General features: G+C 73.3%; 24 protein-coding genes. 13 read left to right on the top strand and 11 right to left on the bottom strand.

Annotated features, from left to right (window positions below; genetic code table 11):
* Positions 1-69 precede the first annotated feature (69 nt).
* The 3 genes from ACFOSY_RS22930 to ACFOSY_RS22920 all read right to left on the bottom strand — a co-directional run bounded on the left by ACFOSY_RS22930 (position 70) and on the right by ACFOSY_RS22920 (position 1,772).
* Complete coding sequence (locus ACFOSY_RS22930) at positions 70-465, bottom strand: TOBE domain-containing protein (protein ID WP_394309827.1); 396 nt, start codon at positions 463-465, stop codon at positions 70-72.
* A gap of 194 nt (positions 466-659) precedes the next feature.
* The gene (locus ACFOSY_RS22925) at positions 660-860 is read right to left on the bottom strand and encodes a DUF5999 family protein (RefSeq protein ID WP_394309825.1); all 201 of its coding nucleotides are present in this window, start codon (positions 858-860) and stop codon (positions 660-662) included.
* A gap of 327 nt (positions 861-1,187) precedes the next feature.
* A complete protein-coding gene (locus ACFOSY_RS22920) occupies positions 1,188-1,772 on the bottom strand; it encodes a hypothetical protein (protein WP_394309824.1) in 585 nt (194 codons plus the stop codon).
* 565 nt (positions 1,773-2,337) lie between these two features.
* On the opposite strand from ACFOSY_RS22920, the gene ACFOSY_RS22915 reads away from it, so the two are divergent.
* Positions 2,338-3,858 carry a glutamate--cysteine ligase gene (locus ACFOSY_RS22915; RefSeq protein ID WP_394309822.1) on the top strand — a complete coding sequence of 507 codons (1,521 nt, stop codon included), beginning with the start codon at positions 2,338-2,340 and terminating at the stop codon, positions 3,856-3,858.
* Between the two features lie 143 nt (positions 3,859-4,001).
* Positions 4,002-4,805 (top strand): CPBP family intramembrane glutamic endopeptidase, encoded by an 804-nt coding sequence (locus ACFOSY_RS22910; RefSeq protein ID WP_394309820.1) that lies wholly within the window; start codon positions 4,002-4,004, stop codon positions 4,803-4,805.
* A 65-nt stretch (positions 4,806-4,870) separates the two neighbouring features.
* Here the strand turns inward: ACFOSY_RS22910 and ACFOSY_RS22905 are convergent, their stop codons facing one another.
* Together ACFOSY_RS22905 and ACFOSY_RS22900 are read right to left on the bottom strand one after the other, a co-directional pair.
* Positions 4,871-5,680 (bottom strand): PhzF family phenazine biosynthesis protein, encoded by an 810-nt coding sequence (locus tag ACFOSY_RS22905; protein ID WP_394309818.1) that lies wholly within the window; start codon positions 5,678-5,680, stop codon positions 4,871-4,873.
* Positions 5,681-5,877: 197 nt separating this feature from the next.
* Positions 5,878-6,441 carry a DinB family protein gene (locus ACFOSY_RS22900; RefSeq protein WP_394309817.1) on the bottom strand — a complete coding sequence of 188 codons (564 nt, stop codon included), beginning with the start codon at positions 6,439-6,441 and terminating at the stop codon, positions 5,878-5,880.
* Positions 6,442-6,666: 225 nt separating this feature from the next.
* Here ACFOSY_RS22900 and ACFOSY_RS22895 point away from each other — a divergent pair, with 225 nt between their 5' ends.
* The 4 genes from ACFOSY_RS22895 (at position 6,667) to ACFOSY_RS22880 (ending at position 10,299) form a co-directional block, all read left to right on the top strand.
* Complete coding sequence (locus tag ACFOSY_RS22895; protein ID WP_394309815.1) at positions 6,667-7,305, top strand: PadR family transcriptional regulator; 639 nt, start codon at positions 6,667-6,669, stop codon at positions 7,303-7,305.
* Positions 7,306-7,493: 188 nt separating this feature from the next.
* Entirely contained in the window at positions 7,494-8,027 is a 534-nt protein-coding gene (locus ACFOSY_RS22890) for a Clp protease N-terminal domain-containing protein (protein WP_394309813.1), read from the top strand.
* A 119-nt stretch (positions 8,028-8,146) separates the two neighbouring features.
* The gene (locus ACFOSY_RS22885; RefSeq protein WP_394309902.1) at positions 8,147-9,100 is read left to right on the top strand and encodes an EamA family transporter; all 954 of its coding nucleotides are present in this window, start codon (positions 8,147-8,149) and stop codon (positions 9,098-9,100) included.
* A 224-nt stretch (positions 9,101-9,324) separates the two neighbouring features.
* Positions 9,325-10,299 carry a DMT family transporter gene (locus ACFOSY_RS22880; RefSeq protein WP_394309811.1) on the top strand — a complete coding sequence of 325 codons (975 nt, stop codon included), beginning with the start codon at positions 9,325-9,327 and terminating at the stop codon, positions 10,297-10,299.
* Between the two features lie 623 nt (positions 10,300-10,922).
* On the opposite strand, the gene ACFOSY_RS22875 is transcribed toward ACFOSY_RS22880, so the two are convergent.
* Together ACFOSY_RS22875 and ACFOSY_RS22870 are read right to left on the bottom strand one after the other, a co-directional pair.
* Positions 10,923-11,558 (bottom strand): FMN-binding negative transcriptional regulator, encoded by a 636-nt coding sequence (locus ACFOSY_RS22875; protein ID WP_394309809.1) that lies wholly within the window; start codon positions 11,556-11,558, stop codon positions 10,923-10,925.
* On the bottom strand, positions 11,558-12,244 hold the full coding sequence (locus ACFOSY_RS22870; protein WP_394309808.1) for a pyridoxamine 5'-phosphate oxidase family protein: 687 nt from the start codon (positions 12,242-12,244) through the stop codon (positions 11,558-11,560). Before ACFOSY_RS22870 ends, ACFOSY_RS22875 begins: the two co-directional genes overlap by 1 nt.
* 35 nt (positions 12,245-12,279) lie before the next feature.
* Here ACFOSY_RS22870 and ACFOSY_RS22865 point away from each other — a divergent pair, with 35 nt between their 5' ends.
* A complete protein-coding gene (locus tag ACFOSY_RS22865) occupies positions 12,280-13,617 on the top strand; it encodes an aminotransferase class I/II-fold pyridoxal phosphate-dependent enzyme (RefSeq protein WP_394309806.1) in 1,338 nt (445 codons plus the stop codon).
* Positions 13,618-13,725: 108 nt separating this feature from the next.
* Here the strand turns inward: ACFOSY_RS22865 and ACFOSY_RS22860 are convergent, their stop codons facing one another.
* Complete coding sequence (locus tag ACFOSY_RS22860; RefSeq protein WP_394309803.1) at positions 13,726-14,715, bottom strand: DMT family transporter; 990 nt, start codon at positions 14,713-14,715, stop codon at positions 13,726-13,728.
* 75 nt (positions 14,716-14,790) lie between these two features.
* Between ACFOSY_RS22860 and ACFOSY_RS22855 the strand changes: the two genes are divergently transcribed.
* Positions 14,791-15,804: a LysR family transcriptional regulator gene (locus ACFOSY_RS22855; protein WP_394309801.1), complete on the top strand. Its 1,014-nt coding sequence runs from the start codon at positions 14,791-14,793 to the stop codon at positions 15,802-15,804.
* Here ACFOSY_RS22855 and ACFOSY_RS22850 read toward each other — a convergent pair.
* Positions 15,779-16,249: a pyridoxamine 5'-phosphate oxidase family protein gene (locus ACFOSY_RS22850; protein WP_394309799.1), complete on the bottom strand. Its 471-nt coding sequence runs from the start codon at positions 16,247-16,249 to the stop codon at positions 15,779-15,781. The two genes, ACFOSY_RS22855 and ACFOSY_RS22850, sit on opposite strands and share 26 nt — an antisense overlap.
* A gap of 71 nt (positions 16,250-16,320) precedes the next feature.
* Complete coding sequence (locus ACFOSY_RS22845; protein WP_394309797.1) at positions 16,321-16,818, bottom strand: Rieske (2Fe-2S) protein; 498 nt, start codon at positions 16,816-16,818, stop codon at positions 16,321-16,323.
* A gap of 201 nt (positions 16,819-17,019) precedes the next feature.
* On the opposite strand from ACFOSY_RS22845, the gene ACFOSY_RS22840 reads away from it, so the two are divergent.
* Together ACFOSY_RS22840 and ACFOSY_RS22835 are read left to right on the top strand one after the other, a co-directional pair.
* Positions 17,020-17,784, top strand: coding sequence for a HipA family kinase (locus tag ACFOSY_RS22840; protein WP_394309795.1), 765 nt, complete (start codon positions 17,020-17,022; stop codon positions 17,782-17,784).
* Positions 17,781-18,164: a DUF3037 domain-containing protein gene (locus ACFOSY_RS22835; protein WP_394309793.1), complete on the top strand. Its 384-nt coding sequence runs from the start codon at positions 17,781-17,783 to the stop codon at positions 18,162-18,164. Before ACFOSY_RS22840 ends, ACFOSY_RS22835 begins: the two co-directional genes overlap by 4 nt.
* A 401-nt stretch (positions 18,165-18,565) precedes the next feature.
* On the opposite strand, the gene ACFOSY_RS22830 is transcribed toward ACFOSY_RS22835, so the two are convergent.
* On the bottom strand, positions 18,566-19,150 hold the full coding sequence (locus tag ACFOSY_RS22830; RefSeq protein WP_394309791.1) for an excalibur calcium-binding protein: 585 nt from the start codon (positions 19,148-19,150) through the stop codon (positions 18,566-18,568).
* A 276-nt stretch (positions 19,151-19,426) separates the two neighbouring features.
* Here ACFOSY_RS22830 and fabG point away from each other — a divergent pair, with 276 nt between their 5' ends.
* The 3 genes from fabG to ACFOSY_RS22815 all read left to right on the top strand — a co-directional run bounded on the left by fabG (position 19,427) and on the right by ACFOSY_RS22815 (position 22,807).
* Positions 19,427-20,188 carry a 3-oxoacyl-ACP reductase FabG gene (fabG, locus tag ACFOSY_RS22825; RefSeq protein WP_394309789.1) on the top strand — a complete coding sequence of 254 codons (762 nt, stop codon included), beginning with the start codon at positions 19,427-19,429 and terminating at the stop codon, positions 20,186-20,188.
* 11 nt (positions 20,189-20,199) lie between these two features.
* Positions 20,200-20,958: an SDR family oxidoreductase gene (locus ACFOSY_RS22820; protein WP_394309787.1), complete on the top strand. Its 759-nt coding sequence runs from the start codon at positions 20,200-20,202 to the stop codon at positions 20,956-20,958.
* A gap of 262 nt (positions 20,959-21,220) precedes the next feature.
* A complete protein-coding gene (locus tag ACFOSY_RS22815; RefSeq protein WP_394309785.1) occupies positions 21,221-22,807 on the top strand; it encodes an ABC transporter substrate-binding protein in 1,587 nt (528 codons plus the stop codon).
* The last annotated feature ends 10 nt before the right edge of the window (positions 22,808-22,817 follow it).

The following is a 22,817-nucleotide window of genomic DNA, read 5'->3' as shown; positions in this document are numbered from 1 at the left end:
ACCTGTCTCTTCGTATGAGCGAAGTCAGGAGGCGCTGTGGGCTCGCATATGCGTCCTGGTGAAGATCCGTCAGGCTCGGTCGACATGGACGTTTGTCGACTTCACCCGGGCCGTGGCCTCCGCGCCGACCTCCAGGCCCAGTTCCTCCACCGCTTCCCGTGTGAGCAGGGAGACCAGCCGGTGGGGACCCGCCTGGATCTCGACCTGGGCGGCGACGTCGCCGAGCTTGATCGCCGTGACGATGCCGGGGAACGCGTTGCGGGCCGAGGTGTACGGGGTGTCGTCCTCGGTCGTGGATGCCCTGGCCAGCTCGACGGAGAACGCCGCCAGGTCGCGGCCGTCGACCACCCGGCGTCCGGCGTCGTCGCGGCGGGTGGTGAGGCGTCCCGCGTCCGCCCAGCGGCGTGCGGTGTCCGGGCTGACGCCGAGCAGCCGCGCTGCCTGGCCGATCGTGTAGGACTGCATGCCGGTCACGATAGGGTGCCGCGGCCGACGGCGGCGTACCGCGGGTGCCACGCGGTGGCCGTCACCGTGCCCTTCCGCCGGGACACGGTGGGTGAGGAGCCGTGCACACGCTTCGGGGCCGGGTCGCGTGGGTGTCGGCCCCGCGGTCCGGCCCCTGTGATTCCCCGGGCGGTCCCCGTCCCGCCCGGCCGTGCTCAGGCGGACGTCAGCGTGACGTCCCCGGACCGCTGCGGGGCGATGATCCTGCCGTCGGGCAGGAGCTCACCGGTGTCCTCGAAGAGCACGACACCGTTGCACAGCAGGCTCCAGCCCTGTTCCGGGTGGTGCGCCACGAGACGGGCGGATTCCCGGTCGGCGGAGTCGGCTGAGGGGCACGGTGGCTGGTGCTGGCACATGGGTGGGTTCTTTCGCTCTGTGATGACCTGTGTGTGGGCTGTCGTGTCAGTTGCGCGGCGTGAATCGTCGTTCATGGCCGCCCCCCGTGGTGATGAGTCGGTCGGGATCCAGTGTTGTCCTACGGACGAGGATCCGCAGGCATTTCGCGGCACCGCTCCTCACAGGTTCATGACGCGTCACCCACGCGGACGGTTCATCCCAACTGCACTGTCCTTTCGGATGGTTCGCAGTGGCCGGAAGGACTAGTCCGCACATGCGTACGCCCTGTCGCCCGACGCGCGCACCCCGCCGCCCGGGAGGGGCGGCGGGGTGCGGAAGGGGGCGGGTCAGGCCGGTGAGCCGAGCAGCCGGGTGGGCGTCACACGGTGGGTGAGCACCGGGAGCAGGTCGGTGACCCGGTGCGGCCGGTGGGCGGCGATGCCGGGCGGGGCCGGCGCGAGCGGCACGAGCAGATCGGTCGCGGCCGGGCCGCCGGCGGCGCCGTCCGCCTCGGTGTCGCCGTGCAGCCAGAGCGCCAGCATGTACAGGCCGGGCACCGAGAGCAGGCGGGGCTGGTACGGCTGCGTCATGGTTTCCGCCTGGCGCAGCGCGAGCTCGGTGGACGTGATGTACGGGCCCTCGAAGAAGCGGGAGAAGGTCCATCCGTCGGCGGTGAGCACGGTGTCCGCGGCGGCCACCGCGCGGTCGCCGGTGCGGATCAGGAACCGCCATCCGGCGAGCGTCGTCGAGGTCTCGCCGTCGGCGGTGACCCGGTCGAGGACGTGCACGGGCAGCGGGAGTTCGGGTGAGGCGGGCCCCTGGGCGCGGAGCAGGGAGGGAGTTCGGGCGTCGCGCACGGCGGTCGGCGACGAGAGCGCGGTCAGGACGGAACGCAGTGCGGGCGCGGGAGCCGGGGGTACGTGCAGCGGCATGGTGGGTCGCCTCTCATTCGAAGGCACAGTGGCGCGAGGGCGGTGCGTGGCGGTGCGGACGGCGCTGTCAGCTCGCGAAGGTCAGAGAGGCAGGGGCCCGGAGGGTCTGAGCGGGAGACGGGGGTGAGGAGAGCCGCACGCCGTCTCACGGCTGGATCACTCGACCGCGGGCGCCAACCTGGTTCTGCCTTGTGCACGAAGTTTATACGACACGGGTTCAGGCTATGTTTCGTCTAGCTCTCGCCGGCGGCTTCCGCAAGGGTATTTCAGGTCGGCGATATGCGAAAAAGATGCCGATTTTCCAAAGGGGTCACCGCACTGACCTCGGGCCATGACCGCCGAGCGGTCGGCCCATTCCGGTCGGCGTTTTTCACGAGTTCGCAACCGGGCCGTGATAAGCGTTCCCGCGTATTGCCCCGTGAATGTGCCACTGGACACCTCGACCAGAGTAGCGGGCGCCACACGCATCCGGGGCGTTATCGATCGCATCCGCGGGGCATCCTTGCTTGTGGACCGGGACCCCGGCGGCCGATCTTCGGTACGCCATCCGAGGAGGGACGCTTCGATGGGGGAAAAGGTCGTGGCAGGTCAGTTCGACCTGTCCGATCGCCAGCGCTACCGCGAGAAGCTCCGCAGGTGCCTGACGGGCCTGGAGCGACTCCTGGCGGAGAAGCGGTTCGACCGCCCCAAGAACCTGATGGGGCTGGAGATCGAACTCAATCTCGCGGGCGCCGACGGCATGCCGAAAATGTTGAATGCGCAAGTCCTCGAGCGCATCGCGAGCCGCGACTTCCAAACGGAACTCGCCATGTTCAACCTGGAGGTGAACATCGCCCCCCACCGGCTGGGCGGGCGTGTTTTCGACCGGCTCGACGAGGAACTGCGGACCTCGCTCTCCTACGCCGACCGCAAGGCCCAGGAGGTGGACGCGGGCATCGTGATGATCGGCATCCTGCCGACGCTCGACCGCGACGACCTCGTCTCCTCCAACCTCTCCGACGTCGACCGCTACGCCCTGCTCAACGATCAGATCGTGGCCGCGCGCGGTGAGGACTTCACCCTCGACATCGCCGGCGTGGAGCACCTGAGGTGCACCTCGAAGTCGATCGCCCCGGAGGCCGCCTGCACCTCGGTGCAGCTGCACCTCCAGGTCACGCCGGAACGGTTCCCCGACGTGTGGAACGCGGCGCAGGCGGTCGCCGCCGCGCAGATCGCCGTCGGCGCCAACTCGCCCTTCCTGTTCGGCCGCGAGCTGTGGCGCGAGTCCCGGCCGCCGCTGTTCCAGCAGTCCACCGACACCCGCCCGCCCGAGCTCCAGGCGCAGGGGGTGCGGCCGCGCACCTGGTTCGGGGAGCGCTGGGTGACCTCGGCGTTCGACCTCTTCGAGGAGAACCTGCGCTACTACCCCGCCCTGCTGCCCATCTGCGACGACGAGGACCCGCTCGAGGTGCTGGACCGCGGCGGCGTCCCCTCGCTCGCCGAACTCGTCCTGCACAACGGCACGGTCTACCGCTGGAACCGCCCCGTCTACGGCATCGCCGACGGCGTACCGCACCTGCGCGTGGAGAACCGCGTGCTGCCCGCGGGCCCCACCGTGACCGACGTGATCGCCAACGCGGCCTTCTACTACGGCGTGGTGCGCGCGCTCGCCGAGGACGCCCGCCCGGTGTGGAGCCGGCTGCCCTTCGAGGCCGCCGCCGCCAACTTCGACGCCGCCTGCAAGGACGGCATCGACGCCCGCTTCACCTGGCCCCGGCGCGGACGCCTCGGCGGCCTGGGCGAGGTGGACGCGGTCACCCTCGTACGGGAGGAGCTGCTGCCGCTCGCCGAGGCGGGACTGGACGCGTGGGGGATCGAGCCCGCCGACCGGGACCGCTACCTCGGGGTGATCGAGGAGCGCTGCCGGCGCCGGGTGAACGGAGCCTCCTGGCAGGCCGCGACCTTCCACCGGGCGCTGGACCTGGGACTCGGCCGGGAGGAGGCGCTGGCGGCCACCACCCGCCGCTACCGTGAGCTGACCGAGCAGGGCGACCCCGTGCACACCTGGCCGGTCGGGCTGCCCGAACCGGTGCCGACGACGGCCTGACCGGTGCCGACGACGGCCTGACCGGCGCGGGCGACGGCCTGGCCGGCGCTCATCACGGCCCGACCGGCCGCCCCGGACCCGCGCTCTGCCGCACAGCTCCTGCGTTCATACTGATCGGACCGATCGGTGATGTGGAGGCAGGTGTGCAGGCGGAGGCGGCGGGCCCGGGGGCCGATGCGTATCCGGAGCGGACCCTCTCACGGAGGACGCTGCGCGACGAGACACTGCTCGTCCTGGCGCTGTCGCTCGGGGCGAGCGGTGTGTCGGCGCTGATCAGCTTCATCGGCTCGGTCACCAGGCCGGGCGGGCTGAAGGACCAGGCGGCCACCCTCAACGCCTCGGCCGCGCCGGGCCGCCCCTGGCTCGACCTGGCCTGGCAGCTGTTCGGCATCACCACCGCGCTGGTGCCGGTCGCCCTGGTCGCGCACCTGCTGCTGCGCGAGGGCGCCGGACTGCGCACCCTCGGCTTCGACCGCACCCGCCCCTGGTCCGACCTCGGCCGGGGCGCCGCGGTCGCGGCGGTCATCGGCAGCAGCGGCATCGCCTTCTACCTGGTGGTGCGCGCGCTCGGCTTCAACCTCACCGTGGTGCCGGAGGCGCTGCCCGAGGTGTGGTGGAAGTACCCCGTGCTGATCCTGTCGGCCGCGCAGAACTCGATCCTCGAAGAGGTCGTCGTCGTCGGCTATCTGCTGCGCCGGCTCGACCAGCTCGGCTGGTCGCCCACCGCCTCCCTGGCGGGCAGCGCGGTGCTGCGCGGGTCGTACCACCTGTACCAGGGCATCGGCGGCTTCGTCGGCAACATGGTCATGGGCGTGGTGTTCGTGTACCTGTACCGCCGCTGGGGGCGCGTCGGCCCGCTGGTGGCCGCGCACACGCTCCTCGACATCGGCGCGTTCGTCGGGTACGCGCTGCTGGCGGGGAGGGTCGACTGGCTGCCGACGGCGTGAGCCGGGGCGAAGGGGGCGTACGGGCCTGATGGGCCGGCCGTACGCCGCCTTCGCCGTGCCGGGGCTCAGACCAGCAGGTCGCCCTCGATGACCGTCACCGCCCGTCCGCCCAGCAGGGTGCGGGCGCCGCGCACCTCGGTGCGGACCAGACCGGAGCGCGGTGAGGCCTGGAGTCCGGTCAGGGCGGCGCGGCCGAGCCGCTGCGACCAGTACGGGGCCAGCGCGGTGTGCGCGCTGCCGGTGACCGCGTCCTCGTCGATGCCGACGTTGGGGAAGAAGCAGCGCGAGACGAAGTCGTGCTCCGAGGCGGGGTCCTCGGCGCGGGCGGTGGCGATGACGCCGCGCTCGGAGTAGGTCCTCAGGGCCCTGTGGTCGGGGCGCAGGGCGCGCACGGTGCCCTCGTCGGCCAGCTCGACCAGCAGGTCGCCGACGTTCGGGCCGGTGTCGAACGCCGCAAGGACGGGCGCGCCGAGCGCCTCCGCGACGCCCTCGGGCACGTCGACCGCGGTGAGCGGGGCCGTGGGGAAGTCCAGAGCGACGGTGCCGTCCTCCGCAGGCTCGGCGACCAGCACACCACTGCGGGTGGCGAACCGCACCGGGCCACGGTGGGCGCCGGTGGTGTGGAGGACGTGCGCGGTGGCGAGCGTGGCGTGGCCGCACATGGCCACCTCGGTGACCGGCGTGAACCAGCGCAGCGCCCAGTCCGCCTCCCCGCCCTCGGGCAGCGGGTGGGCGAACGCCGTTTCGGCGTGGTTGACCTCCCGGGCGACGTTCTGGAGCCAGGAGTCCTCCGGGAAGGCATCGAGCAGCAGCACGCCGGCCGGGTTGCCGGCGAAGGGACGGTCGGTGAAGGCGTCGACGATTCGGATCCGCATGCCCCGACCGTAGAGGGCGGACGGCTGCCCGGTATCGGGCCAATTCGCGGGAGGCGGCCTGGCTTTCGGGGCGGTCCAGGGTCGGCCGGGCGCGTTCCCGAAGCTCGCCCGCTCGCCCGCTCGCCCGCTCGCCGAGCGGCCGACGGACGCCGGCGCCGGCCGACGGACACCGGCGTCGGCCGCCGTGCCGCCGGACGTCATGTCCGGTGCGGTACCGCCCCGTCCCGCCGGCGGTAGAGGTCGCGCAGCAGGGAGATCTCGGCGCCGTGATGGATCAGCTCCCTGTTGACGTGCAGGACCCTGTTCTCCATGGGGAACCGCTCGGGCCCCACCGCGGGCAGACCGTCCAGGTCGGCGTCCGAGAGCCTGCGGACGCCCGCGTCCCACCTGCCGTACATCTCGTCGAGCTGTTCCAGGGCCCCGTCGGCGGTCCCCGCGTAGGGGAACGTCCGGGAGTCGACGTCCTGGCCGCCGAAGTACCAGGCGACTCGAAAGCCCAGGCACGAGACGGTGATGTGCGCCAGCCGCCAGGCGATCGTGGTCACCGGCGCCGGCACCGGGGCGGGGGACGCGGAGTCCATCGTCCATTCCCCCGGACCGTCCGCACTCGGTGCGTCCGACGTGCCACGCGGGCGGATGCTCCAGCAGCCGGGTACCGGCTCCCAGAAGTACTCGTCGTCGGTGAGACCGTCCAGCCGTGGCCGCAGGTTCTTGCGCCAGTGCCAGTCCAACTGCTCCGCGAGCCGCTCGCTTCTCGTCATCGGCGCACGCTACCGCCCGCGGCCGGGCGGAGCGCGCCGGCGCCCGTGCCATGCGGACGAGGGTGTCGACGAGTTCGCGGCGGTGGTGACGCCGGAGCGGGACGGGCGCTACGGCAGAAGGGCAGCCGTCGGCGCGGACCGGAGTTACGGGGGCTTGTCGTTCGAACGGTTCCGATATATCGTTGAAGCATCGCAATAGATCAACGATGGAATGGAGTGGTGGCGATGCGTGGCTACGGGCATGAGCACGGACACGGGCATGGGCACGGCGGGCCGCAGGGCGTCCGGGGCGACTTCGAGCGGCTGCGTGCCGCCTTCGGCCCCTTCGGCCCCGGCGGTCCGGGAGGGCCTGGCGGCCCCTGGGGTCCCGGCTTCGGCCACGGCGGCCCCTGGGGCGGCCGAGGACGCGGCGGACCCCGGGGGAGGGCACGGCGCGGTGACGTCCGCGCCTCGATCCTGGCCCTGCTGAAGGACCGTCCGATGCACGGTTACGAGATGATCCAGGAGATCGCCGAGCGCAGCGGCGGGGCGTGGAAGCCCAGCCCCGGCTCGGTCTACCCGACCCTCCAGCTGCTGGAGGACGAAGGCCTGATCGTCAGCGAGTCCGAGGGCGGCAAGAAGCTGTTCTCCCTCACCGAGGCCGGCCGCACGGCCGCCGAGGACGGCCCCGAGGCCCCCTGGGAGGAGGCCTCGCGCGGGGTCGACTGGGAGGCGCTGAGTGAGATCCGGCAGGCCGGGTTCGGTCTGATGGAGGCCTTCGGGCAGGTCTGGAAGACGGGGAGCAAGGAACAGCGGGAGAAGGCCCTCGCCGTGATCAACGAGGCCCGGAAGAAGCTGTACCTGATCCTCGCCGACGAGCACTGAACCGGCGGCCGACGACCGGTGAGGAACCCGAGGGGCGTGCGCCGCGTGGCGTGCGCCCCTCGGGCGTGCGCGCCCTGATCTCGTCCCCAAGGAGGAGATTTCGCCACGCGATGTCCACTTCCCGTGGGACGCCAAGATGCGTCCCGCCGGGGATGTGCCGGACCGCCGGGACTGATGGGGTGGGAGATGTGCGATCCCGTATCCCCCGGCAGCAAACCCAGTGGCCCCAGGCGCAGGCCGCCCGCGGCCCGGACGACGACGCCGGGCTCGGCGCGGAACTCGCGGAGGTCGTGGCCGGCGCCCGGCGCAGGGTCGTCCGGGGCGGCGACCGGCACATCGACACCGCGCATCTGCTGCACTCCCTCCTCGAGTCCGACCCCGAGGTGCGGGCCGCGTTCGGTGACGGAGCCACGGTGGCCCGGCTGCTCGGGTATCTGGTGCAGCGCAGCATCGGATACGGGCTGCGGTGGCAGGGCAGCGTCGAGGACTCCGGCGGGCTGCCGGTCGTGGAGGGGGCGGCGGAGTTCTCGCCGCTGGCGGCGGCGTGTGTGACGCGGGCGCGGGAGCGGGCGGCCCGGCGGGGGGACACGGCGGTGCGGGGCACGGATCTGCTGGCGTCGCTCGTCGCGGATCCGCAGGCCCGGGCGGTCGAGGTGGTGCGGAGGGCCGGGGTGGAGCCGCACGACGTGATCAGTGGGGTGGAGCAAGGGGCTGCGGGGTGAATAGGTGAGCGGGGGCTGCCGATAGAGCCCCGCGCCCCCGCCGGTCAGGTGTCTTTGGGAGTGACGGTCCTGTCGGTGGCTGGCATGATGTGCCGGTGTTCACGACTCACCCCAAGGGCATGGGGCTCACGCTGGCGCTGGTGTCCGCCCTGGCCTTCGGCGGCTCCGGTGTGGCGGCCAAGCCGCTGATCGAGGCGGGGCTCGACCCGCTGCACGTCGTATGGCTGCGGGTGGCGGGCGCGGCTCTCGTCATGCTGCCCCTCGCCGTACGCCACCGCGGGCTGCTGCGGACGCGGCCCGCGCTGCTCGCGGGCTTCGGCCTGTTCGCCGTGGCCGGTGTGCAGGCCTGCTACTTCGCCGCGATCTCCCGCATCCCCGTCGGCGTCGCCCTGCTCGTCGAGTATCTGGCGCCCGCGCTCGTCCTCGGCTGGGTGCGGTTCGTGCAGCGGCGGCCCGTGACGCGTGCCGCCGCCGTCGGCGTGGTGCTCGCCGTGGGCGGCCTCGCCTGCGTCGTCGAGGTGTGGGCGGGGCTCGGCTTCGACGCCCTCGGACTCGCGCTCGCGCTCGGCGCCGCCTGCTGCCAGGTCGGCTACTTCGTCCTCTCCGACCAGGGCAGCGACAGCGAGGAGTCCCCCGACCCGCTCGGCGTCATCGCGTACGGGCTGCTGATCGGCGCCGCCGTGCTCACCGTGGTCGCGCGGCCCTGGTCCATGGACTGGTCCGTGCTCACCGGCACCGCGACCATGGACGGCACCCCCGTCGCCGCGTTCTGGCTGCTGGGGTGGATCGTCCTGATCGCCACGGTCGCCGCGTACGTCACCGGTGTGCTGTCGGTGCGCCGCCTCTCGCCCCAGGTCGCCGGTGTGGTGGCCTGTCTGGAGGCGGTCATCGCCACCGTCCTCGCCTGGGTGCTGCTCGGCGAGCACCTGTCCGCGCCGCAGATCGCCGGCGGCGCGGTCGTCCTCGCCGGAGCTCTCATCGCCCAGTCCTCCGCCCCGGCGAAGGCCCCGGAGGAGCCCGTGGCGGGCGGCGGACCCGAACGGGAGTTGTCCACGCCGGGAACCACCGCCTAAAGTGCTGATCATGCAGACGCACGCACGTGTTCTTCCGCCGCCGGCCGCCTGAGGCGGGCCCTCCGGCGCATGCGCCCGGCAGCGTGCCGGGCGTCGCGGTGCTGCCCGCAGACGAAGTCCGCGGACCCCGGTCCCTCGGCCCCGGCCGGGCCTGAACCGGGCTCCTTTCCGAACTTCCGCGCCCACGCCGACGCGTGGTGCGCGCCTCTGCGGAGAGAGAACACGTGTCGAACAACGTCTCCGGCCTGCCCGTCGGGCGTGGCCTGATCTACCTCGTCGTCGCCGGTGCCGCCTGGGGCACCGCCGGCGCCGCCGCCTCGCTGGTCTACCGGACCAGCGACATGGGCCCGGTCTCCCTGTCCTTCTGGCGCTGCGCCGCCGGACTGGCCGTGCTGTACGCGGCGCGGCTGCTGTCCGGGTTGTCCGGTCGCTCCCGCGCCACTGCCGCCGCTCCGCTGCCGCTGGGCCGCCGAGTGGGGCGGGCCGCGGCCACCGGCATCGGACTCGCGGTGTTCCAGACGGCCTACTTCGCCGCCGTCTCCGCGACCGGGCTGGCGGTGGCCACCGTCGTCACCCTGGGCGCGGGGCCTGTACTGATCGCCGTCGGGGCCCGGCTCACCCTGGGCGAGCGGCTGGGACGCGGCGGGCTCGCGTCCGTCGCGGGCGCGCTCACCGGGCTCGTGGTGCTCGTCCTCGGCGGCGGGGACGCGACGGTGGACCCGGTGGGCGTCCTGCTCGCCCTGCTCTCCGCGGCCGGCTACTCGGCGATGACCCTGCTCACCCGGTGGTGGGGGCGCGACGGCGGCGCCGACTCGTCCGGGGCGACCGTCGGGGCGTTCGCCGTCACCAGCCTGGTCCTGCTGCCGTTCGCGGCGGCGGAGGGACTGGTGCCGCACACCGACGCGCCCGGCGCCCTGCTGCTCCTGCTCGCCTACGTCGCGACCGTGCCGACCGCGCTGGCGTACGGCCTCTACTTCGCGGGCGCCGCGGTCGTACGGTCGGCGACCGTGTCCGTGATCATGCTGCTGGAGCCGGTCAGCGCGGCGGTGCTCGCCGTCGCCCTGCTCGGCGAGCGGCTCACTCCGGCCACGCTGGCCGGCACCCTGCTGATGCTGGGCTCGGTGGCGGGCCTGGCAGCCGCGGAGGCCAGGGACGCGCGGGCGGCCCGCAGGGCGCGGGGGGATGTTGTGGCGGCGTGAGGCGAGGGGGGCGCCTCGGCTGGTAGGCCGGGGTGCCCTCCGGGGGGGGGCGACTCGGGCGGGCGGGTGCGCGCGCCTGTGCGGTGGGGTGGGTCGTGCCGGGCCGTGTGGCGGTCGGCGGCCAGGGTCCCTCGCACGCGCGTGCTGTCGGGACGGCGGCGTCGAGCGAGGTCGGGATGCGCTCGCCGGACGTCCGTCCATGACGCGGAGTCCCGCGCGCAACTCTTGAGGTCACGGCGGGTACCGGTACTGGATGTGGGGCGTGCGGTCGCGCCCCGCGCGGTCCTGCCCGCCGGGGCGGGCGCGGAGTGCCTCGCTGGGCGTGGATCTGCGACCTCTCCTGGCCACGGCCCCCGAGGGCACGGTGGGATCCGTCGAGGGCGGTGGCAGGAACCGGTCCTGGCTGGAGTCGGCGCGGAGCGTTTCGCCGGCGTGCGCGTGCTGCGGCGTCCGAGGGCGCGGCCCGGTGGTCGCGACGTGATCCGTCGAGGAAGCCGGGTGTGCCGTGAGGGCGGCGGGCGTCGCTCCGGGAGGGGCGTCGGCGCGGGGCCGGCCGATCGTGACCGTCGCGCTCACTCGCCGGACGGCGTCCGTACGGACGCCCCCTCCGCCCCCGCGTCCGATCAGCCGGCCGTCGGCCCCACCCGCAGGACGTGCGTCCGCGCTTCCGCGTCCCTCGCCTGCCCCCGGTCCGCCAGGCCTCCCGCTATGCGGTCGCGGACCGCCTGGGACCGTTTGCCCGCGTACTTGAACTTCGCCCGGACCTCGGTCACCTCCAGCCGCAGGCCGCGGATGCCGGGCAGGAGCCTGCCGTACGGGGCTTCGCCGGCGGCGGCCGACACGCTGCCGCCCTCCGGCTGGAAATGGCCGACCTGGCGGTTCAGCAGGGCCGCCTTCTCCGTCGGGTCGTCCACCACATGGGCGCGGCAGCGCAGTTGGACGGCGGCGTACAGGCTGGTGGGGACGCCGTGTTCGGGCGGGGTGCCCGGTTCCGCCTGCCAGGGGCCGGGGACGAACGCGTAGTCGTCGACCACGCTCAGCAGGACGTCCGGGGCGGCCTCGATCGCCGGCCAGAGCGGGTTGGGGCGGGCCAGGTGGGTGACCGCCTCGGCGCGCTCGGCGTCGTAGGCGAAGTGCAGGGGCTGGACGTACGGCGGTTCGCCGGGCGGGCCGTTGACCGCGAGCTGGCCGAAGTCGTGCGTGGCGAGCCACCGTTGCCAGGTGTCGTCGCGCGGGGCGTCCCAGGGGTGGATCAGCATCACAGGGCCGTCAGGTAGCCGGGGACCTCCGTGCCGGGGGCCAGGTGCGGGTCGGGCTCGGGGGTGCCGTAGGCCGTGCGGACCGGGAGGACGCCGGCCCAGTGGGGCAGGGACAGGTCCTCGGGCTCGTCGTTGACGCCGCCGGTGCGCAGCTTGGCGGAGACCTCGTCCAGGTGCAGGCGGAGCACCGCCGTGGCGGCCAGTTCCTTCTTGTCGGCCGGGCGGGAGTCGGCGGCGCGGCCCGGTACGACATGGTCGACGAGGGAGTCGAGCGCCCGCCGCTTCTCCTCCGGGTCGGTCACGTCGTACGCCGTGCCGTGCACCACCACGGAGCGGTAGTTGATCGAGTGGTGGAAGGCGGAGCGGGCCAGCACGAGGCCGTCGACGTGGGTGACGGTGAGGCACACCGGGAGCCCCTGCCCGGACTGTCCGGCCGCGCGCAGCGGGCGGGAGCCGGTGGAGCCGTGGACGTAGAGGACCTCGCCGACGCGGCCGTAGAGCGTGGGCAGGACGACCGGGGCGCCGTCCCGGACGAAGCCGAGGTGGCAGACGTAGCCCTCGTCGAGTATCGCGTGCACCAGGTCCTTGTCGTACGACGCGCGCTGGGCGGCGCGGGTGGGGACGGTGCGCTCGGTGGGCGCGTAGGCGGTCTCGGGTCGCTGCTGCGGTGGCTGGGGCCCCTGCATGGCTAACTCCATTGTACTAGTGCATAATGTTGTTTGTGCTAGGAGAGTATCGGATCAGCGGTCGGCGTGCAGCGGAGATTTCCGCGAGCATTGAGCGGGCGGTGGGGGAGGGCGCCCTGCGACCGGGCGAACTGCTGCCGCCCATGCGGGAGTTGGCCGAGCGGCTCGGGGTGAACCCGAACACCGTGGCCGCCGCGTACCGGACCCTGCGGGAGCGCGGGGTCATCGAGACGGCGGGCCGGCGGGGCAGCCGGGTGCGGCCCAAGCCGGCCACCACCGCGCGCGAGATGATCCGGGTGGAGGTCCCGCCGGGCGTGCGGGACCTGTCCGACGGCAACCCGGACCCCGCGCTGCTGCCGGCGCTGGCCGGGGCGTTCGCGGCTGCCGCGGCCCAGGGGGACCGGGAGCCGGTGCTGTACGGGCACGCCCCCGTGGACCCCGGACTGGAGCGTCTTACGCGGGCCGGACTGGACGCCGACGGGGTGCCGGACGGGCCGGTCGCCGTCACCTCGGGTGCGCTGGACGCCGTGGAGCGGGTGCTCGCCGCCCATCTGAGGCCGGGGGACGCGGTCGTCGTGGAGGACCCCGGGTGGGGGAGTCTGCTGGACCTGATCCCGGCGCTCGGTCTGCGCACCGTGCCGGTGCCCGTCGACGACGAGGGGCCGCTGCCCGACGACGTGCGCGGGGCGCTGGAGGGCGGGGCGCGGGCGCTGATCGTCACGGACCGCGCGCAGAACCCGACCGGAGCCGCGCTGAGCGCCGCGCGCGCCCACGCGCTGCGCGCGGTGCTCGCCGGCCACCCCGAGACGCTGCTGATCGAGGACGACCACGGGCACCACATCGTCGACCTGCCGCTGCACCCCCTCGCGGGCGTCACGCACCGCTGGGCCTTCTCCCGCTCGGCCGCCAAGGCGTACGGGCCGGACCTGCGTCTCGCGGTCCTCACCGGCGACCCGCTCACCCTCGACCGGGTGCGCGGCCGGCAGCGGCTCGGGCCCGGCTGGGTCAGCCTCACCCTTCAGCGCGCGGTGGCCCGGCTGTGGGCCGACGGCGCGGTGGACCCGACGGCCGTCGCGGCACGCTACGGGGAACGCCGGGACGCCTTGGCGGCGGCGCTGCGCCGGCACGGGGTCGAGGCGCAGGGCCGCAGCGGCATGAACCTGTGGGTGCCGGTCCCGGACGAGACCGGCGTGGTCGCCCGACTCCTGCACGCAGGCTGGGCGGTGGCCCCGGGGGCACGCTTCCGCATGAACACACCCCCGGGGATCCGCGTCACCGTCTCCACCCTCACGGACGAGGACATCGAACCGCTGGCGGAGGCGATCGCGGTGGCCCTGGGGCCGGGCCAGGGGGAGCGTCGGACGTACGCGTAGGGGCGCGGGGCGCGGGCAGTGCGGTCGGGCGGTCGGCACGGGCGGGCGCGGACTCTCGGCCCCGCGCGCCGGGCATGCCGGCGGGGGTCCGGGGACAGCCGCCCCGGGTCACCCCGCCCGCTTCGGCTTCACCTGCGTCAACGCCGCCCCCGCCAGGACCACCGCCGCGCCGACCGGTGTCGACCAGGTCAGGGTCTCGCCCAGGAGCAGGATGCCCGCCGCGGCGGCGATCACCGGGACGAAGTAGGTGACCATCTGGCCCGTGGTCGGGCCGACCTCGGCGACGATGCCGTACTGGACGAGGACCGCCAGGCCCGTGCCCAGCGTGCCCAGTGCGGCGATCGCGAGCAGCGGGCCGACCGCCAGGCTCGACGGCACCGAGGTGAACAGCGGGGTCACGACCGCCAGTTGCACCGTGGCGAGCAGCAACTGACCGCCGGTCAGCGACAGGTGGGAGTGGCTGCTGCCGGCGAGGGTGCGGCGGACGTAGATCCAGCCGACGGGGTAGCTCAGGGAGGCGAGCAGGGCCAGGGTCGTGCCGCGCGCGTCCAGGCCGTCGAAGCCCTGCCACGCCCCCAGCACGGTCAGCACCCCGAGGAAGCCGAGACCCAGGCCCGCCACCCGCACCCGCGTCGGCCGGTCCTCGCGCAGCGCGACCAGAGACAGCGCCATGCCCCACAGCGGGGAGGTCGCGTTGCAGATGCCGGCCAGGGTGGACGGGATGGTCAGCTCCGCGAAGGCGAACAGCGAGAACGGCAGGGCGTTCAGCAGGAAACCCGCGACCGCCAGATGCCCCCAGGTGCGGGCGCCGCGCGGCAGCCCCTCCCGCCGTACCGCCATGGCGACCGCCAGCACGGCCGTGCCGAACGCCAGCCGGCCCAGCGTCACCTGGAACGGGGCGTAGCCCTGGGTGCCGACCTTGATGAGGAGGAAGCTGAAGCCCCAGATCAGGGACAGGGCGGCGAACCGCACCCGCCAGTCGAGGCGGGGGCGGTCGGGGGCATCGGGGGTGTCGGAGGCGGGCGCGGAGCCGGTCCGATCCGGCGCGGTGGTGGTGGTCGCGTGGGCCGTGGTGGTCGCGGTGACACTGCTGCTCATGCCGGTAACGATGCGGCAGACTCACCTCGTAGCACAATCGAGAAATCGCACGCGGTATCTCGTAGCATCGCTTACATGTTGAACCTGGAGCGCCTGCGTACCCTCGACGCCCTCGCCCGGCACGGCTCGGTCAGCGGCGCGGCCGAGGGGCTGCACATCACCACCTCCGCCGTCTCGCAGCAGATGGCCAAGCTGGAGCGCGAGGTCGGCCAGCGGCTCCTCGCCAAGCACGGGCGCGGCGTGCGGCTCACGGACGCGGGCCGGCTGCTCGCCGAGCACGCCGCGCGCATCCTGTCCCAGGTGGAGCTGGCCCAGGCCGACCTGGAGGCGCAGCGCGGCCAGGTCGCGGGCGAGCTGCGGATCTCCGCCTTCCCGACCGCCGCGCGCGGGCTCTTCCCGGTCGCGCTCGCCGGTCTGAAGCAGGGCCATCCGGCGCTGCGGGTGCGGTCGCGGGAGATGGAGCCCGAGAACGGCATCCGGGGCGTGATTCGCGGCGACCTCGACCTCGCCGTCGTGCTCGACTGGTACAACAAGCCGATGCCGCTGCCCGACGGGCTGGTCAAGGCGCTGCTGCTGGACGACCCGGCCGACGTCGCCCTGCCGGCCGCCCACCCGCTCGCCGGACGCGAGGAGATCGACCTCGCCGAGCTGGCCGAGGACGAGTGGATCACGTGGGGCGAGGGCGAGTTCTGCCACGAGTGGCTGATGTTCACCCTGCGCTCCAAGGGCGTCGAGCCGATCGTGGCGCACCGGGCCGCCGAGAGCCACACCCAGCTCAACCTGGTCGCCGCGGGGCTCGGCGTGTGCGTCGCCCCGCTGCTGGGACGCGACCCGCTGCCCGCCGGGGTGGTGACCGTGCCGCTGCGGCAGCGGGTCCGGCGGCACGTGTTCGTCGTCTGGCGCGCCGACGCCGACCGCCGCCCGTCGATCCGCGCGGCGGTGCGCGCGCTGCGGGCCGCGGGGGAGCGGGTCGGGAGCGCCGCCCTCACGGACGGCGCCCCCGTCGGCGCTTCCTCGGGCGCCGGCGCCCCGCAGACCGGGGCCACAAGGGCCGGCGCCCCCGTCAGGACAGTTGCCCCAGCTTCCTGAAGTCCCAGGACACGACCTTCTCCGGCGTCAGCCGAAGCCACGCGTGCCGGCCGTCGTGCGGCATCTCGTCCAGGCCGAAGTTCTTCCGGGCGAACAGCGTCTCCGGCACGTCCAGTTCCGCCCGCAGCTCACCGGCGCGCGGGACCTCGCCCACGAACTCCACCCGCCCGGACAGCTCCGCGCCGCGCAGCTCGTCGTACTCCTCGCCGGTGTCGACCACGATCGCCACCCGCGGGTCGCGCCGCAGATCCGCGAACCGCCTGCTGCGCACCACCGAGTACAGCCACATCGAGACGCCGTCCCACACGAACCACAGGGTGCTCACGTGCGGCATGCCGTCGGCGGACACCGTGGCGACCCGGCAGGTGCGCTGTTCGGTCAGGAAGTCGTCCAGCTCCCCGGGCGTCATCATGATCTTGCGACCCCGGCGCTGTGTGGCGGACATACGGCCCCTTCTGCTGTCGTGCTGTGCGTGTGCCGTGCACGGATTCCCCCATCGTGCACGGGTCCGGTGGTTCAGGCGAGGGTGATGGAGTCGCCGTCCACGGTGATCTGCACCGCGGGCAGCGGCTTGGTCGCCGGACCGCTGCTCACGCTGCCGTCGGCGACGGAGAAGTTGCTGTTGTGGCAGGGGCAGTTGATGAGCCCGTCGGAGACGCTCTTCACCGCGCATCCCTGGTGGGTGCAGGTCGCGGAGTACGCCTTGAACTCGCCCGCCGACGGCTGCACGACGACCACCTTCTGGTCGGCGAACACCTTGCCGCCGCCCTCGGGGATGTCGGCGGTCGAGGCGAGCGGCGTGCCGCCGCCGGCGGCGTCGCCGCCGGAACTCCCGCCCGTGCCACCGCCGTTCGTGGCGTCGTCCGCCGCACCGCCGGACTGCGCCGGGGCGGCGGAGGCGTCGTCGTCGGAGCCGCCGCAGGCGGTCAGCGCCACGGCGAGGCCGGCCGCCCCCGCGGCCGCCACCACCGTGCGGCGGGCGGGTCCCGATGCGGGCTGGAACGATACGGTCATGCCGGTGTGTCCCTTCCGGGGATGAAGCGTGATCTGGAAACAGGTACGGTCGCCGGGCCCGGGCCGTTCAGGCAGTGCCGAGAGCTTCGCCTGCGTGCGGTCGGAGGGGCGTAAGCCACAGCTGTCGTTCGCCTGTCGGTCATCGGCGGCGCGCCACCGGGCCGCCTCCGACGTGCGGCGACACGCCAGTAGCCTGGGACGATGCTCAAGGAAGTCATCGCGACCCGATTCATCGCGCCGCTGCGCGAGGGCGGCTCGCTCCCCGGACTGATCGAGGCGGACGACCTCGGCGCCTATGCGCTGAAGTTCACCGGCGCCGGACAGGGCCGCAAGACGCTCGTCGCCGAGGTGGTCTGCGGCGAACTGGCCCGCCGGCTGGGGCTGCGGGTGCCGCGCCTGGTCACCGTCCAGCTCGACCCGGTGCTCGGGCTCGGCGAACCCGACCCGGAGGTGCAGCAGTTGCTGAAGTCCAGCGGCGGCACGAACCTCGGGACGGACTTCCTCTCCGGCGCGCTCGGCTTCGACCCGCTCGCCTTCGAGGTGAGCCCCGAGGAGGCCGGCCGGATCGTGTGGTTCGACGCGCTGGTCAACAACGTCGACCGCTCCTGGCGCAACCCCAACATGCTGCTGCGGCGCGGCGAGCTGTGGCTCATCGACCACGGCGCGACGATGATCTGGCACCACAACTGGCCCGGCGCCGAGGCCTCCGCCGCCCGCCCCTACGACGCCTCCGACCACGCCCTGCGGGGCGCCGCGCCGGACCTCGCCGCCGCGGCGGCGGACCTCGCCCCGCGCATCACCGAGGAGCTGCTGGCCGAGGTCACGGCCCAGGTCCCCGACGTCTGGCTGGCCGGAGAACCCGGCTTCGACAGCCCCGACGACCTCCGGCGCGCCTACGCCCGCCCGCTGCTCGCCCGCGCGGCCGGGATCCACCACCGCATCCAGGGCCTCGAGGGGGACCGGTGAGCGACCTGCACGTCTACGAGTACGCGGTGCTGCACGTCGTGCCGCGCATCGAACGCGGCGAACGCATCAACGCGGGGGTGCTCGTGTACTGCCGGCCCCTCTCCTACGTCGGGGCCCGCACCCACCTCGACGAGGCGCGGCTGCTGGCCCTCGACCCCGCCGCCGACGTGCCCGGCGTACGGGCCGCGCTGCGCGCCGTCGAGGGCGTCTGCGCGGGAGGCGAGGCGGCCGGCCAGGCGGCCCGCGACGACCCCGGCCGCCGCTTCCGCTGGCTGATCGCCCCCCGCTCGACGATCGTCCAGCCGGGCCCGGTCCACACCGGCCTGACGGCGGACCCGGCGGCGGAGACGGAGCGGCTGCTGGAGCTGTTGGTCCGGTAGGACGCGGCGGGCCGGACCTCGGGCTTGTCGAGCGGGGCTCGGGGGTCGGAGGCGCGCCTGTTGCGCGGGGCAGGACGCGCGGGTCTTGGAGGCGCGCCCGTCGTGCCGGGCACGGGCGTCGGTCGGAGCACCCGGGTACGCCCTGGCTCGGCGGGTGTCAGGCGTGGGGCGCAAGGCGCGGGGGTCGGACGCGCGCCCGTCGTGCCCGGGAGCGGGTGTCGGTCGCGTCCGGCACGGGCAACGGTCGCGGCACCCGGGTACGCCCTGGCGCGGCGTGTGTCAGGCGCGGGGCGCAAGGCGTGGGGGTCGGACGCGCGCCCGTCGTGCCCGGGAGCGGGTGTCGGTCGCGTCCGGCACGGGCAACGGTCGCGCCGCCCGGACACGCCCTGACACGGCGGGTGTCAGGTACGCCGGCGGCGGACGACGTAGCCCGTCGCCAGCAGCGCGCCGCTCGCGAACGTGGCGCCTATGCCGATGTCCCAGTTCGTCGGGCCGCCGGCCGATGAACCGCCCAGACCTCCCTGGACGCCCCGGGTCGGTGTGGGAGCGGCGGAGGTGCGCGTCGGCGTGGGCGTCGGGCTCGGGGGGCGGGTCGGTGACGCGGTCGGGGTGACCGTCGGGGGCCGCGTGGGTGCGGCCGTGGTCCGGGTCGGCGAGGCCGTCACCGTGGGCGTGCGCGTCGGGGCCGCCGTCGGCGGGCGGGAGGTCGGCGGGCGGGAGGTCGGAGGACGGGAGGTCGGGGCGGGCCGGAACGTGGAGGAGGTCAGGCCGCGCCGGGGAAGCCGCTCGCAGGCGATGCCGTCGTCCGGGCCGGCGTCCTCGTCGAGCCGGTGCGGGTCACTGCGGTCCATGTCGAAGAACGTCTGCGCGTCCTCCTGGTAGGTGAAGTCGCCGCAGTCCAGGTCCTGGGCGTGGGCGATGTCGGCCATCGGCACGATCGCGGCGAGCGCGATCAGCGTGCCTATGGCACCGGTGCGACGGCGCATCGGGCGCCTCCTTTCCGGCTGCGGGGAGCTCGCGCTTCGACGCTAGGTTCCGCCCGCCGCGACGGCGCGCAGCGATGGGCCGATCGGGTGCCGGGGAAGGGAACCCGAGGCCGGAGGGGTCCGGCCGGCCGCGGGGAATGGATCACACACGCGCGGTGCGCCGTTGACACCGCGTGCCAGGGCTTCTAGCGTCACGTCTGCTGAAGGTACTAAGCGGTCGCTCACCGATTCGGGCGGGCCGCAGGAGCCGCATCCCAAGGGCGAGGAGAAGCAGCAATGTCCATCACTGAGCAGCGGGTCGCGGTCGTCACCGGCGCCGCGCGCGGCATCGGCGCCGCCACCGCCGTACGACTGGCCGCCGAGGGCCGCGCGGTCGCCGTGCTGGACCTCGACGAGGCCGCCTGCAAGGACACCGTCGAGAAGATCACCGCCGCCGGCGGCAAGGCGATCGCGGTCGGCTGCGACGTCTCCGACGAGGCGCAGGTCGAGGCGGCCGTCGCGCGGATCGCCGAGGAGCTCGGCGCGCCGACGATCCTGGTCAACAACGCGGGCGTGCTGCGCGACAACCTGCTGTTCAAGATGAGCGTCTCCGACTGGGACACCGTCATGAACGTGCACCTGCGCGGCGCCTTCCTGATGTCCAAGGCCTGCCAGAAGCACATGGTGGACGCCGGCTTCGGCCGCATCGTCAACCTGTCGTCCTCCTCCGCGCTCGGCAACCGCGGCCAGGTCAACTACTCCGCCGCCAAGGCCGGCCTCCAGGGCTTCACCAAGACCCTGGCCAAGGAGCTCGGCAAGTTCGGCGTCACCGCCAACGCCGTCGCCCCCGGCTTCATCGCCACCGAGATGACCAAGGCCACCGCCGACCGCGTCGGCATGGGCTTCGACGACTTCAAGGCCGCCGCCGCCACCCAGATCCCCGTGGCCCGCGTCGGCGAGCCCGAGGACATCGCCAACGCGATCGCCTTCTTCACCGGCGACGCCGCCGGCTTCGTCTCCGGCCAGGTGCTGTACGTGGCCGGCGGACCGCTCGACTAAAGGACCCGGACATGACGACAGTGGAACCCACCGGCAAGGTCGCCCTGATCACGGGCGCCAGCCGCGGCATCGGCTACGGCGTCGCGGAGGCGCTGGTCGCGCGCGGCGACCGGGTCTGCATCACCGGACGCAACGAGGACGCGCTCAAGGAGGCCGTGGAGCGGCTCGGCCCCGACCGGGCCGTGTACGTCGCCGGCAAGGCGCACGACGAGGCCCACCAGGCGCTCGCCGTCGAGCGCGTGATGGAGGCCTTCGGCCGGGTCGACCATTTGGTCAACAACGCGGGCACCAACCCCGTGTTCGGGCCGATCGCCGACCTCGACCTGAACGTCGCGCGCAAGGTCTTCGAGACCAACGTCATCTCGGCGCTGGGCTTCGCCCAGAAGACCTGGCACGCCTGGCAGAAGGACAACGGCGGGGCGATCGTCAACATCGCCTCCGTCGCCGGCATCGCGCCCTCGCCCTTCATCGCCGCGTACGGCGTCAGCAAGGCCGCGCTGATCAACCTCACCCAGCAGCTGGCGCACGAGTTCGCGCCGAAGGTGCGGGTCAACGCCATCGCCCCGGCGGTGGTGAAGACCAAGTTCGCGCAGGCGCTGTACGAGGGCCGCGAGGAGGAGGCCGCCGCGTCCTACCCGCTGGGCCGGCTCGGCGTGCCGTCCGACATCGGCGGCGCGGCCGCGTTCCTCACGTCCGACCAGTCGGACTGGGTCACCGGCCAGACCCTCGTCGTCGACGGCGGCATCTTCCTCAACGCCGGCGTCGGCTGACCCGTACGCCCCGCCGGGATCGGCCGCCCGGCTCCGTACGCCCGGAGCCTCGCACCACGCGTGCGCACCGGTCACCACCGCCCCGTCCGACACGGACGCCGTTGACGAAACGGCGTCCGTGTCGGCGTTCTGAGCACGAAACGTCCGTGACAACGTAGTCATCCGCCAGTTGATCTCAAGGGTCCTTCCGAGGAGGGTCAGCGGGCGTTTCCCTGCGGTATCGTTCGCCGACCCTTGGTATGGCAGATCGAGGAGCGTGCGCGTGTTCAACCGGAACCGATGCCTGCGGCGGGTGGCGGCCATCGCGTCCATATCGTCCCTGGTGGCCGGATGCGGAGTTCTGTCGTCCGACAGCCCGGAGGACGAGGGCCCCATCGTCGTGGGAACCACCAGCTCGCCGAGCACGCTGGATCCTGCCGCGTCCTGGGACAGCTCCTGGGAGCTGTTCCGCAACATCTATCAAACGCTGCTGAGTTACCCGATCGGCGCGACGACTCCGCAGCCGGACGCGGCGGAGAGCTGCGAGTTCTCCGACACCTCCAACCAGGTGTTCCGCTGCGAGCTGCGCGAGGGGCTGACCTTCTCCGACGGCAGCGCGCTGGACGCGAAGGCGGTCAAGCACTCGATCGACCGGATCCGCGAGATCAACGTCAACGGCGGCCCGGCCGGTCTGCTGGGCAGCCTCGAGCGGGTCCAGGCGCCGAACGAGCGCGAGGTGGTCTTCTACCTCAACAAGCCCGACGCCACCTTCCCGTTCGTGCTCGCGACCCCCGCGATGTCGATCGTCGACCCCGACTCCTACCCGGCGGGGTCGCTCCGCGAGGACAAGAGCGTCGTCGGATCGGGCCCGTACACCCTCGAGTCGTACGAGGAGGGCAAGGAGGCCCGGCTGGTCCGCAACGACCGCTACAAGGGGTACGCCGAGCGGAAGAACGACGCGGTCACCATCCGCTACTACCAGGACTCCGGCGAGATGGTGCAGGCGCTGCGCGACAAGCGCATCGACCTCACCTACCGGGGTCTGGCCGCGGGCGACATCGTCGAACTCCAAGGCAGGACCTCCAAGGAGGAGGAGATCCAGCTCATCGACGGCACCGGGACCGACATCAACTACCTGGTGTTCAACCCGAAGGACCCGTGGGCCGGGAAGAAGGCCGTGCGCCAGGCCGTCGCGCAGCTCGTCGACCGCGCCGCGATCGCGCACAAGGTCTACAAGGACACCGTCGACCCGCTGTACTCGATGGTCCCCAAGGGCCTGACCGGACACACCACCGGCTTCTTCGACGACTTCGGCGAGCCCGACGCCGACAAGGCCCGCGAGATCCTCCGCGACGCCGGCATCACCGAGCGCGTGCCGCTCACCCTCTGGTACACCTCGGACCGCTACGGCTCCGAGACCGCCGCGGAGTTCAAGGAGCTGGAGCGGCAGCTGGAGGCGTCCGAGCTGTTCGACGTCACGCTCAAGAGCCGCCCCTGGAAGACCTACGTCGAGGGCTACCAGAACGGCGAGTACCCGGTGTTCGGACGTGGCTGGTTCCCCGACTTCCCGGACGCGGACAACTTCATCGCCCCGTTCGTCGGCAAGCAGAACGCACTCGGCACGCCGTACGAGGCGAAGAAGATCGTCAACGAACTGCTGCCCAGCTCCCGCCGCGAGAGCGACCGGGGCAACGTGGTGAAGCAGTTCGAGGAGGCACAGCAGATCCTCGTGAACGACGCGCGGCTGCTGCCGCTGTGGCAGGGCCGGCAGTACGTGGCGGCGAGCCGGGACATCTCGGGCGCCGAGCGCGCCCTGGACCCCTCCACGATCATGATGATGTGGCAGCTCTCCCGGAAGACCAGCTGGTAGAGCGCCCGGA

The organism is Streptomyces lusitanus, assembly GCF_042647945.1.
Lineage (GTDB): Bacteria > Actinomycetota > Actinomycetes > Streptomycetales > Streptomycetaceae > Streptomyces > Streptomyces pseudogriseolus.
Note: the sequence above shows the minus strand (reverse complement) of the source record. Positions and strands in the feature narration are given on the sequence as shown.